This is a genomic window from Halorubrum aidingense JCM 13560, assembly GCF_000336995.1.
In the GTDB taxonomy this organism is placed as follows: Archaea; Halobacteriota; Halobacteria; order Halobacteriales; family Haloferacaceae; genus Halorubrum; species Halorubrum aidingense.
On sequence record NZ_AOJI01000014.1, the window covers coordinates 12,244 to 24,846 of the forward strand.

A 12,603-nucleotide genomic window follows, 5' to 3' on the forward strand; every position below is an offset into this window, starting at 1 on the left:
CGGCGGTTCCGTCACGCCGTCCGGAACTCGAAGCGGGCGCCGCCCGATTCTCCGGCTAGCGCTCGCGTCTGCCAGCCGTGCGCGTCGGCGATACGCTCGGTGATCGGGAGGACGAGGACTGCGAGATCCTCGCTCGAGTGGGGTCCACCCCGGAACCCTTTTGGACGAACACGGGCCACGTTCGTGTAATGAGCGATCTCGAAGCGGAGTACCGTCTCGATTACTTCGAGGAAGAGGGGTTCGAACGGAAGGAATGCACCTCCTGTGGCGCCCACTTCTGGACCCGAGACGCCGACCGCGAACGCTGCGGCGAGCCGCCGTGTGAGGACTACAGCTTTATCGACGACCCGGGCTTTCCGGAGCCGTACTCGCTGTCGGAGATGCGCGAGGCGTTCCTCTCCTTTTTCGAGGACCACGGCCACGAGCGCATCGATCCGTATCCGGTCGCGGCGAACCGCTGGCGCGACGACGTGCTTCTGACGCAGGCGTCGATCTACGACTTCCAGCCGCTCGTCACCTCCGGGCAGACCCCGCCGCCGGCGAACCCCCTCACTATCTCTCAGCCGTGCATCCGGATGCAGGACATCGACAACGTCGGCAAGACGGGACGGCACACGATGGCCTTCGAGATGATGGCACATCACGCGTTCAACACGCGCGAGGACGCCGACGAGGAGTACGCTTACGAGGGCGAGGTGTACTGGAAAGACGAGACGGTGCAGTACTGTGACGAGCTGTTCGAGAGCCTCGGCGCTGACCTCGAGGAGATCACCTATATCGAGGACCCGTGGGTCGGCGGCGGGAACGCCGGTCCCGCGATCGAGGTCATCTACAAGGGCGCGGAGCTGGCGACGCTCGTCTTCATGTGTATGGAGCAGGACCCGGACGGCGAGTACGAGATGAAGGACGGCAACACGTACTCGTTCATGGACACGTACATCGTCGACACCGGCTACGGACTCGAACGGTGGACGTGGATGAGCCAGGGGACCGCAACCGTCTACGAGGCCGTCTACCCCGACGCGATCGACTTCCTCAAAGAGAACGCGGGGATCGAACACACCGAGGAGGAGCAGGCGCTCGTTCACCGCGCCGCGAAGCTCTCCGGTCGGCTCGACATCGACGACGTCGACGACGTGGAAGACGCGCGCGGCGAGATCGCCGACCGGCTCGACGTCGACGTCGAACGGCTGCGGGAGCTGGTCGAACCGCTCGAAGCGATCTACGCGATCGCCGACCACTCCCGGACGCTCGCGTACATGTTCGGCGACGGGATCGTTCCCTCGAACGTCGGAACGGGGTACCTCGCGCGGATGGTGCTCCGACGGATGAAGCGGCTCGTCGACGAGGCCGGCGTCGACGCCCCGCTCGACGAACTCGTCGACATGCAGGCCGAGCGTCTCGGCTACAAGAACCGGGACACGATCCGCGAGATCGTTCGCACCGAGGAGCGGAAATACCGCAAGACGCTCGAACGCGGCTCTCGGAAGGTCGAGTCGCTCGCCGACGAGTACGCCGGAACGGGCGAGCCGATCCCGACCGAGACGCTCTTAGAGCTCTACGACTCTCACGGCATCCAGCCGGACATGGTCGCCGATATCGCCGCCGACCGCGGCGCCACCGTCGACGTGCCGGACGACTTCTACGCGCTCGTCGCCGACCGTCACGAGGAGGCCGACGCGGCCGACCACGCCGCAGACCCCGACGAACGGCTCGGTGACCTCCCCGACACGGAGAAGCTGTTCTACGACGACCAGGGCCGGACGGAGTTCGAAGCGATCGTCCTCGACGTGTTCGAGCGCGAGGACGGGTACGACGTGGTGTTGGACCAGACGATGTTCTACCCCGAAGGCGGCGGGCAGCCGGCCGACAGGGGACAGCTCACCGCCGGCGAGACGGCCGTCGACGTCGTCGATGTCCAAGAGAGCGACGGCGTCGTCCTCCACCGGACCGACGCGGATCCCGGCAAAGGCGAGTTCGTTCGCGGTCAGGTCGACGGCGACCGCCGCGATCGGCTGCGCGCACACCACACCGCGACCCACCTGATCGGCCACGCCGCCCGTGAGGTGCTCGGCGATCACATCCGACAGGCCGGCGCACAGAAGGGAATCGACTCCTCGCGGCTCGACGTCCGCCACTACGACCGTATCTCCCGCGATCAGGTGAAAGCGATCGAGCGCGTCGCCAACGAACTCGTCCGCGCGGACGTGCCGGTGCGGCAAGAGTGGCCCGACCGCAACGAGGCGGAGGCCGAGCACGGCTTCGATCTGTACCAGGGCGGTGTCCCTCCGGGAACGAACATCCGGCTGATCCACGTCGGCGACGCCGACGTGCAGGCGTGCGCCGGCACGCACGTGGATCGGACCGGCTCGATCGGCGCGGTAAAAGTGCTGAAGACGGAGCCGGTCCAGGACGGCGTCGAGCGTATCGTCTTCGCCGCGGGCGGTGCGGCGATCGAGGCGACTCAGCGGACGGAAGACGCGCTGTACGACGCCGCCGACGTGCTCGACGTCGACCCGCTCGACGTGCCGGAGACCGCGGAGCGGTTCTTCGAGGAGTGGAAGGCGCGGGGCAAAGAGATCGAATCGCTCAAAGAAGAGCTCGCGACGGCGCGGGCTTCCGGCGGCGCCGACGCCGAGGAAGCCGATATCGCCGGGACGACGGCCGTGATCCAGCGGCTCGACGGCGACGCCGACGAGCTGCGCGCGACCGCGAACGCCCACGTCGACGACGGGAAGATCGCCGTGATCGGCAGCGGTGCGGACGGCTCCGCGAGTTTCGTCGTCGGTGTTCCGGACGGCATCGACGTCAACGCCGGGGAGGTCGTCTCCGAACTCGCCGCGCGCGTCGGCGGCGGCGGCGGCGGTCCGCCCGACTTCGCACAGGGCGGCGGCCCGGACGTCGATCGGCTCGACGATGCGCTCGCGGCGGCGCCGGACGTGCTGCGGAGCCTGCAGGAGGCGTAACCCGCCGCGACACCCATACACCATGCCCGACGTGACCAACGGAGACGTTTCGATCCGGTACGAAGTCGACGCGCCCGACGCGGGCGCCCCCGACGAGGCCGTGGTGTTCTGCGGTGACGTCGGGCTGGGCGCGTGGCAGTTCGGCTGGCAGCACGCCGCGCTCGCGGGGCCGCACACGGCCATTACGCCGGAGACACGTGGCGTCGGCCGCTCCGATGCGCCGCCGGGGCCGTACACCGTCGAGGCGCTCGCGAGCGACATCGACGCCGTCTGTACCGCCGAGGGGATCCGAAACGCTCATCTCGTCGGCTACGGACTCGGCGGGATGGTCGCGCTCGCGTACGCGCTCGCTTCGTCGCGGCCGGCGAGCCTGACGGTGATCGGGACGCCGGCGTCGGGCGAGAGCTACAACCCCGCCGGCGTGTGGGCCGACCCGTCGTCACCGGCGTCGATCGAGGGATCGCTCACCGGGCTGCTCTCGGAGGCGTTCCGGACGGCTCACCCCGACGTGCTTCCGCAGATCGCCGAGTGGCGGCTCGGCGAGGACGCCGACCGCGAGACGTTCGAGGCGCACCGCGCGGCGGTCGAGCGCTTCGATATCTCCGATCGCCTGTACGAGCTTACGACCCCGACGCTCGTCGTTCACGGGACCGAAGACACGGTGTGTCCGAAGCCCGCCGTGGAATCGCTCGCCGAGGGGTTGCCGCGGGGCGAACTCCACCCGATCGCGGGCGCGCGCCACCTCGTCGGCGTGGAGGCGTCGGCCGCGGTCAACGACGCGCTGGTCGGCTGGTTGGCCGAACACGCGACCGATCCGCTCTCCGACTGACCGCCGAGACCGATCGGCCTCTGGCGGTTTCCGCTTGCCCGACCAGACGGCCCCTCTCGGTCGCTCCGCGACGCCGGTAGCGCTTCCCGCCGTCGCAACCGTTTTGCGTCGGTCCCGCGTGTGTCCGGTGATGACGCAACTCCGGTTCGCCCTGTTGAACGCCGCCCACGACGGCGCGAACACCCGCCGGAACTTCCGTCGGGAGCTCGACGCAGACCTCGTCGAATTCGACGTCACCGACGGTCATCTCCCGGACCACACCGACTTCGACGGCGTCGTCGTCACCGGCTCGCGCTCGTCCGTCTACTGGGACGAGGCGTGGATCCCGCCGCTCGTCGACTACGTCTCAGAGGCGGCCGCAGCCGACGTTCCGATCCTCGGCGTCTGTTACGGTCACCAGGTTCTCGCGGAGGCGCTCGGCGGGCGCGTCGCCGGTATGGACGGCTTCGAGATCGGATACAACACGATCCGACACCGCGGCGACGACGTGCTGTTCGACGGCATCGGCGAGTCGTTCACTGCCTTTACTACTCACGGCGACACGGTCGTCGAACTCCCGCCGACGGCGACGCTGCTCGCGGAGAACGAGCACGGCGTTCACGCCTTTCGAGACGGACACTGCTGGGGTGTGCAGTTCCATCCCGAGTACGACCTCGACACGGCCCGCGACGTGACGGACGGAAAACGAGAGCGGCTCGACGACGCTCGCGTTGACGCCGTCCTCGACGAGATCTCTCCCGAGGCGTACGACGCCGCCTGCGAGGCGAAAGCGCTGTTCGACAACTTCACCGAATACGCCCGCCGCCTGAAGCGAGAGCGGACGGCCGCGACCGCGGACGACTAGTCGGTTCGAACGGCTCGACGGCCGGTTCGGTCGGTCCGTCTCGGTCTTCGATCGCAGCTGCTTGACCGGCCGCGGGCGAATCCGGAGGATGTCGTCGACGCCGACAGCTACTTTTCGACGGGCGGTGTACCACGAAGTAATGATTCTGCGCCGGGCGAGAGAACTGCTCGCCCGTGCGAAAGCCGAGCTCCACCGGTCGTTCACCGAGGAGTACAGCTCTCGTGAGACCGCGGGGAGCTTCTCGCTCGGCGTGTTCATCACGATGCTGCCGACGCTCGGGACGGGGCTGATCGCGTTCGTCGTGCTCGCGTGGCTGTTCAGTCGGATCAACCGCATCGCCCTGTTCGCGTCCGTGATCGTCTTCAATCCGGTCGTGAAATGGGGCGTGTACGGCACCAGCTTCGCACTCGGCACCACCATTCTCGGACCGGTTCCGGGAGTGACGCCGTCGTCGGTGTCGCTGTCCGCCGGCCCTCCGATCGTCGTCCGACTCGTCCTCGGAAACGTCATCCTCGCGGTCCTCGCCGCCGCGGTCAGCTACGTTGCGGCCCACCGCGTGGTCACGGCCTACGAGCGCCGCCAGTTGGACGTCGTCGACACGGTGACGGGGGTCGTCGGAGGCGGCGACGAGGAGGGCTCGAGCGTCAACGACGAGGAGGAGGGTGATTCTGAGGTCCACGAGAGCGATTCGGACGCCGCCGACCGCGCCTCCGGCGTCGGCACCGACGGTGGTCGCTCCGGTGCCGATTCCGACGAGGGATCGGTCGGACCCGCGGACGGATCCAAGCGGTGACCGACGGGGTGGAGCCGCCGGCGATCCGGTCGAACACGCTTATACGGTTCCCGCTCGGAATCACGGTATGAACGTAGTACCGGACACCAGTGCGGTCATCGATGGCCGCGTGTCCGAACGCGTCGCAGACGGCTCGTACGAGGGGGTGACGGTGCTCGTCCCCGAGGCCGTCGTCGGCGAGTTGGAGTCGCAGGCCAACGACGGACTGGAATCGGGCTGGGACGGGTTGAGCGAGCTCAAACGGCTCGCCGACTTCGCGGACGACGGGACGATCGGGCTGGAGTACGTCGGCGAGCGGGCCAGCGGCGACGCGCGATCGCACGCTCACGAGGGCGACGTCGACGCGCTGATCCGCGACATCGCCGCCGATCACGGGGCGACGCTGCTCTCCAGCGACATCGTACAGGCGGAAGTTGCTCGCGCGAAGGGGATCGACGTCGAGTACGTCGAACCCGTCGCCCGCGGCGTCGTCGACGAGTTGCCGATTCAGGACTTTTTCACCGACGAGACGATGTCGGTCCACCTCAAGACGGGGACGAAGCCGAAGGCGAAACGCGGTAGTCTCGGCGAGATGCGGTACGTCGTCATCGACGAGGAACCGACCGGCGAAGAACAGATGCGAGAGTGGGCGACCGCCATCGTCGACCTCGCGCGACAGTCGAACGAGGGGTTCATCGAGCTCTCCGACGACGGGATGGACATCGTCCAGTTCCGCAACTACCGGATCGCGGTCGCTCGTCCGCCGTTCGCGGACGGGATCGAGATCACGGCGGTTCGACCCATCGCGAAGACGACGCTCGACGACTACGAGTTCGCGGACGAACTCCGCGAGCGGTTCCTCGAACAGAAGCGCGGCGTGCTCATCTCCGGGTCGCCCGGGGCCGGCAAGTCGACGTTCGCGCAGGCCGTCGCGGAGTTCCTGAACGACAACGATTACGCGGTCAAGACGATGGAGAAGCCGCGGGACCTGCAGGTCGGCCCGGAGATCACCCAGTACGGTGCGCTCGGCGGCGAGATGGCGAACACCGCCGACTCCCTGCTCTTGGTCCGGCCCGACTACACCATCTACGACGAGGTCCGCAAAACGAACGACTTCGAGGTGTTCTCCGACATGCGGATGGCCGGCGTCGGGATGGTCGGCGTCGTTCACGCGTCGCGAGCCATCGACGCCCTCCAGCGACTCGTCGGGCGCGTCGAACTCGGGATGATCCCGCAGATCGTCGACACGGTCGTGTACATCGAGGCCGGCGAAGTCCACACCGTCTACGACGTGACGACGGAAGTGAAGGTCCCCGCGGGGCTCACCGCCGAGGACCTCGCGCGCCCGGTCATCCAGGTGTCGAACTTCGAGACGGGACGGCCGGAGTACGAGATATACACGTTCAACCGGCAGGTCGTCACGGTGCCGCTGAACGACGAGGACGGCCAAGGCGAGGCGGAGACCGGCGTGGGTCGGATCGCCAAACAGGAGATCGAACGCGAGATCCGCTCGGTCGCACACGGCCACGTCGACGTCGAACTCAAGGGGAACGACCAGGCGATCGTGTACGTCTCCGAGGGTGACATCGGGACCGTCATCGGAAAGGGTGGCGGTCGCATCAGCGACATCGAAAATCGGCTCGGGATCGAGATCGACGTCCGCACGCACGGCGAGAAACCCGGCGGTCGCGACGGTTCCGATCGCTCCGGGAGCGGTCGTGGCTCGAACGAGCAGGTCGGTGGCCAGGCGGGCGAGGAGCGGGGGACGGTCGTCCAGCCGGAGATCACCTCCCGGCACGTCGTCATCGACGTCGACGGCGGCGTCGGCGAGACCGTCGAGGTCCGCGCGGACGGCGAGTACCTCTTTACCGCCACCGTCGGTCGTGGCGGCGAGGTACAGGTGTCTCGCGGCTCCGCGATCGCAGAGGAACTCGAGGACGCGATCGATCGGAAGCGGACGGTGACGGTCGTTCCGGCCCGCTGATCGCCACTCTCGGCACAGTTCTCTGAAGTACTCCCGGGCCAGCCGACACTCGCGCCGTCGTTCGACTGTTCACGGTTCGACGATCGTCGGTGCCTATCCCTCCTGAAAGATAACGCTTTTTTGGCGGTGGTCGGAACCTTCGTGTATGTCAGTCGAGTTAAAGCGCGGGCTCGAAGGCGTCCTCGTCGCGGAGTCGGAGCTGAGCCACGTCGACGGGGAGGTCGGAAAGCTCGTGTACCGTGGGTACGATATCGAGGAGCTTGCGCGCGGCGCGAGCTACGAGGAGGTGCTGTACCTCCTCTGGCACGGAGCGTTACCGACGCGCGAAGAGCTGGACGCGTTCGCCGCGGACCTCGCCGCCGAGCGGGACGTCGACGACGACGTGCTCGACACGATTCAGACGCTCGCCGACGCCGGTGAGTGCCCGATGGCCGCGCTCCGTACCGCGGTCTCGATGCTCTCGGCGTACGAGCCCGAAGTCGACGCCGATCCGGAGGACTTCGACGCGACGCGACGGAAGGGGCGCCGGCTCACGGCGAAGATCCCGACGGTCCTCGCGGCGTTCGAACGCGCACGCCAGGGCGAGGAGCCGGTCGATCCGGACCCGGACCTCTCGCACGCCGGAAACTTCCTCTACATGCTCACCGGTACCGAGCCCGACGCGGTCAGCGAGGAGACGTTCGATATGGCGCTGACGATCCACGCTGACCACGGACTCAACGCCTCGACGTTCACGGCGCTGGTGATCGGGTCGACGATGGCCGACATCTACTCGAGCGTCATCGGTGGGATCGGCGCGCTCTCCGGCCCACTCCACGGCGGCGCGAACCAAGACGTGATGGAAGTGCTCTACGAGGTCGACGAGTCCAATAAGGACCCGGTCGAGTGGGTGAAGGCCGCTCGCGACGCGGGTCGTCGGATTCCCGGGTTCGGACACCGCGTCTACAAGGTCAAAGACCCGCGCGCGAAGATCCTCGAAGAGAAGCTCCGCGATCTGTCCGAGTCGTCCGGCGACACGAAGTGGCTCGACTACACGACCGCGATCGAGGGCTACCTCACCGAACAAGGGCTCGTGGAGAACGGCATCGCTCCGAACGTCGACTTCTACTCCGGGTCGGTGTACGATTCGATGGGGATCCCGATGGACATGTACACGCCCATTTTCGCGATGAGCCGCGTCGGCGGCTGGATCGCTCACGTCGTCGAGTACCAGGAGGACAACCGCCTCATCCGCCCGCGAGCGCGGTACACGGGCCCGAAAGACGCCTCGTTCGTCCCGATCGACGAGCGATAACCCGCTGATCTCTCGCCGTTCGGCCGCAACGGGTTTCGTCCCCGCCACATCCGGCCACGCTCCGGCCGGGTCGCGCCGCGGAATCTCGGCGACGCTACTTCTCGGCCGCCGGTGGGTCCGACGGACGACGCCGGCGTCTCACGCGTCCGCGCAACGGATCACTCGAACGCCGCGATACCGGTCAGATCTTCTCCGAGGACGAGCGTGTGAATGTCGTGGGTGCCCTCGTAGGTGTACACGGTCTCCATGTTCGCCATGTGGCGCATCGGCGAGTAGTCGGTCGTGATCCCGTTCCCGCCGAGCATCTCGCGGGCGATCCGCGACTGATCGCGGGCGGTCCGGACGTTGTTGCGCTTCGCCATCGAGACGTGCTGGGGGCGCATCTCGCCGCGCTCTTTCAGCTCCGCGAGGCGGTACGCGAGCAGTTGGGCGGTCGTGATCTGTGTCGCCATCTCCGCGAGTTTCTCCTGTTGGAGCTGGAAGCGTGCGATCGGACCGCCGAACTGATCGCGATCGAGCGCGTACTCGCGGGCCTGCTCGAACGCGTCGCGCGCCGCCCCCACGGCGCCCCACGCGATCCCGAACCGGGCCTGCGTGAGACACGACAGCGGCCCCTTCATGCCGCTCACGCCGGGGAGGACGTTCTCCTCGGGGACGCGCGCGTTCTGGAGGCTGATCTCGCCGGTGATCGACGCTCGCAGCGAGAGCTTGTCGTGAATTTCTGCCGTCGTCACGCCGTCTCGGTCGGTCTCGACGAGGAAGCCGCGAACGGGGCTCCCGTCGGCAGACGTGTCGCGCGCCCAGACGACGGCCACGTCGGCGATCGGCGAGTTCGTGATCCACGTTTTCGATCCGTTGAGGACGTATCCGTCGCCGTCGCGCTCCGCGCGCGTCTCCATTGCCGACGGATTCGAGCCGTGCTCCGGCTCCGTTAGCCCGAAACAGCCCACGGCCTCGCCCTCGCCGAGCGCGGGGAGCCACCGCTCTTTCTGCTCGTCGCTTCCGTACGCGTGAATGGGATACATCACGAGCGCGCCCTGTACGCTCGCCATCGAGCGGAGCCCGGAGTCGCACGCCTCCAACTCCTGCATCAGGATACCGTAGGCGGTCTCCGAGACGTTTGGGAGTCCGTATCCGTCGAGATTCGGCGCGTAAAAACCCATTTCGCCCATCTCCGGGATGAGGTCGGTCGGGAAAGTCCCCGCTTCGAAGTGATCGCCGATATCGGGACGGACGCGCTCGTCGACGAACCGACGAGCGGTGTCGCGGATCAGTCGCTCTTCTTCGCCAAGGTCCGACTCCAGCCCCACGTAATCGAGCATAATCGTTTATGAGAGACGTTCGGTCAAAACGGTTCTGGAGCGCGTCCTCGGGCACCCGGTCGGCGGTAGGTCGAAAATAGTCGTCGGGAGCGGGGCGCTCGGCTCGCGAGGAGTCCCGCTACGATCCGAACTGTTCGCGGGCGAACTTGGCGAGGAGCGGAATATCGTCGAGGTGAAGCAGCTTCGCCATCGCGGTCTTATCGCCCTGATTCGCCTTTTCGAGGGCGTTGTCGTCCGTGCGGCGGAGATCCCGCATGAACCGGTCGTATCGTTCGTTCGGCGCGAGGTACAACAGCCGCGTGAGCGTCAGCCGGGCACGCATCCGCGGGGCGACGTCGCGGTGCCACAGCCGTTTGTACACCGCGAGGCTGTCGGCGTCGACGCGACGCTCGGAGTCCGTGAGACACCGATCGATGGTTGCGGCGGCGGCGCGGGCGGACTTCATTCCTTTATGGATCCCCTCGCCCCACAGCGGGTCGATTGTGGGAACGGTGTCACCGATTGCGAGGAACCGGTCGGTGTGCATTTCACCCGGCATCTGGATGTGCGCGGAGCCGCGGTGGACCTTCCCGTCGATCCGTTCGGCGTCCGCGAACCGCGGGTCCCGTTCGATCCAGTCTTCGAGGTAGCCGTCGACCGTCTGCCCCTCGTCAGCGAACTCCCGGTGACGGTCGTTCTGGATGTAACAGATACCCACTTTCGCGGTGTCCTCGCCGGTCGCGAAGATCCACGAATAGCCGCCCGGAGCGATGTCGTGGTCGAGCCGAAGCATCATCGCCCGCCGCAAGTCGGCGTACTCCGGGTGGTTCATCTCGACGCCCTCCATCTCGTACTCGATGCCGATGGCCTGGTTTTTCCGCTCTAAATCGACGACGCCGAGCGCGCTCGCGATCGGCGCGGCGGGACCCGTCGCGTCGACGACGACGTCGGCGTACACCGCTTCGTCGCCGTTGTACCGGACGCCCTCGATGACGCCGTCGTCGTCGAGGATGGGTCGAGAGACTCGCGCGTCGAACCAGTAGTCGGCGCCGTTCTCGCGGCCGTCCTCGACGAGGAAGCGTTTGAAATCCGCGAACTCCAGCACCGCTCCCGGCTGATAGCTCTCGTAGTAGCTGTTCGGCGACTCCAACACCACGTCGTCGGTGTACGACATCACCACGTCATCGGGGATTCCGAAGGAGGACATCATCGACGGGAACGTGCCGGCCGTCGACTTGTTGCTCTGACGGGGGAAGTCGGCCTCGGGCTCCGTCTCGAGAACGACGACGTCGTAGTCGCGCGTCGCCAGATCGCGGGCGCACTGGGCGCCCGCCGGCCCAGCACCCGCGATCACGACGTCGTAGCGATCAACCATATACTCGTCAATACGGACCCACGTAATTAGGCTTGCTGAAACTCCCCGCGAACGACCGCTGCGCGGCTTCGGTCACCGTATTTTGGCGATCGTCTGAGGTCGGAATATCCGAGACGCTCAACGCAATTCACGGAGAGCGCCGAGACGCTCGAAGCGACCGCCCTCGGACATCGAAGCCGACGGGGTCGCGCCCGGGAGAGTTGGCGTCGACCCGGCACAGTCGGCCTCTCCGACGACGCGGAGGCTCAGTCGCCGGCGGAGTGGAACCACGGCTTCTCCATACGATCGCAGCGAGCACGGGCGCCGGCGGTCACGGGAGCACAAATAACAGCAAGGACGAACGGCCGACCCGCCGGGGGACGGTCGCGTCAGTCAGTAGAACTCGCGGACGAGGTCGGTCGCGCCCTCGGGCGCGCCGTCCGGGATGACGGACATGTCCTCGTCGACGCCGTGCTGCTCGTGGTACGGCACGGAGTCTTCGTCCTGATAGATGATTCCCTGATACTCCTTTTCGGAGTCGAGGATCACGTCTTTCGCGTCCTCGCGGGAGGTCGGGTCGTGGTCCTCCTCTTTCAGATCGACCAGCGTGTCGCGGAAGTAGTCGTAGGTGTCGACGTCGTTGAACGTGACGCAAGGCGAGTAGACGTTGACGAAGCCGAATCCGTCGTGTTCGACGGCCTTCTGGATGATCTCTTGGTGGCGGAGCGCGTCCGAAGAGAACGACTGCGCGATGAACGTCGCGCCCGACGCCAGCGCCAACGCGTGGGGGTTGACCGGCGGCTGTTTGGGGCCCTCGGGGCTCGTCGACGTCTCGAAGTCCTCACGGGAGGTCGGGGATGCCTGGCCCTTGGTCAGCCCGTAAATCCGGTTGTCCATCACGACGTACGTCATGTCGACGTTGCGTCGGACGGCGTGGACGAAGTGGCCGGCACCGATGGAGTAGCCGTCGCCGTCGCCGCCGGCGACCATCACTTCGATGTCGGGCCGAGCCATTTTGACGCCCGTTCCGACGGGAAGCGCTCGTCCGTGAACGCCGTGGAGGGCGTAGCTGTGCATGTACGTGCCGATCTTTCCGGAACAGCCGATGCCGGCGACGACGAAGGTGTTGTCGGGATCGTTCCCCGTCTCCGCGAGCGCCTTCATCATCCCGTTCATGGTGCCGAAGTCGCCACAGCCCGGACACCACGTCGGCTGCTTGTCGGACTTGAAGTCGGTGAATCGAATGTCTGAGCTCATTG

At 66.9% G+C, this 12,603-nt stretch carries 9 protein-coding genes; 6 read left to right on the top strand and 3 right to left on the bottom strand.

Going from position 1 to position 12,603, the window contains the following annotated elements; translation table 11 throughout:
- The first annotated feature begins 188 nt into the window (after positions 1–188).
- From alaS to citZ, 6 genes are all read left to right on the top strand, one after another.
- A complete protein-coding gene (gene alaS / locus C461_RS02595) occupies positions 189–2,966 on the top strand; it encodes an alanine--tRNA ligase (RefSeq protein ID WP_007998403.1) in 2,778 nt (925 codons plus the stop codon).
- Between the two features lie 22 nt (positions 2,967–2,988).
- The gene (locus tag C461_RS02600; RefSeq protein WP_007998404.1) at positions 2,989–3,795 is read left to right on the top strand and encodes an alpha/beta fold hydrolase; all 807 of its coding nucleotides are present in this window, start codon (positions 2,989–2,991) and stop codon (positions 3,793–3,795) included.
- A gap of 130 nt (positions 3,796–3,925) precedes the next feature.
- Positions 3,926–4,639, top strand: a complete 714-nt coding sequence (locus C461_RS02605) for a type 1 glutamine amidotransferase (RefSeq protein WP_007998405.1) — start codon at positions 3,926–3,928, stop codon at positions 4,637–4,639.
- Between the two features lie 139 nt (positions 4,640–4,778).
- Positions 4,779–5,432, top strand: coding sequence for a DUF2062 domain-containing protein (locus C461_RS02610; RefSeq protein WP_007998406.1), 654 nt, complete (start codon positions 4,779–4,781; stop codon positions 5,430–5,432).
- A gap of 67 nt (positions 5,433–5,499) precedes the next feature.
- Positions 5,500–7,395 carry a PINc/VapC family ATPase gene (locus C461_RS02615; RefSeq protein WP_007998407.1) on the top strand — a complete coding sequence of 632 codons (1,896 nt, stop codon included), beginning with the start codon at positions 5,500–5,502 and terminating at the stop codon, positions 7,393–7,395.
- Positions 7,396–7,540: 145 nt separating this feature from the next.
- A complete protein-coding gene (gene citZ / locus C461_RS02620; protein ID WP_007998410.1) occupies positions 7,541–8,689 on the top strand; it encodes a citrate synthase in 1,149 nt (382 codons plus the stop codon).
- 158 nt (positions 8,690–8,847) lie between these two features.
- On the opposite strand, the gene C461_RS02625 is transcribed toward citZ, so the two are convergent.
- The 3 genes from C461_RS02625 to C461_RS02635 all read right to left on the bottom strand — a co-directional run bounded on the left by C461_RS02625 (position 8,848) and on the right by C461_RS02635 (position 12,601).
- Positions 8,848–10,011, bottom strand: a complete 1,164-nt coding sequence (locus tag C461_RS02625) for an acyl-CoA dehydrogenase family protein (RefSeq protein WP_007998413.1) — start codon at positions 10,009–10,011, stop codon at positions 8,848–8,850.
- 118 nt (positions 10,012–10,129) lie between these two features.
- A complete protein-coding gene (locus C461_RS02630; protein ID WP_007998415.1) occupies positions 10,130–11,365 on the bottom strand; it encodes a digeranylgeranylglycerophospholipid reductase in 1,236 nt (411 codons plus the stop codon).
- Between the two features lie 372 nt (positions 11,366–11,737).
- Complete coding sequence (locus tag C461_RS02635; RefSeq protein ID WP_007998417.1) at positions 11,738–12,601, bottom strand: 2-oxoacid:ferredoxin oxidoreductase subunit beta; 864 nt, start codon at positions 12,599–12,601, stop codon at positions 11,738–11,740.
- Between the last annotated feature and the right edge of the window lie 2 nt (positions 12,602–12,603).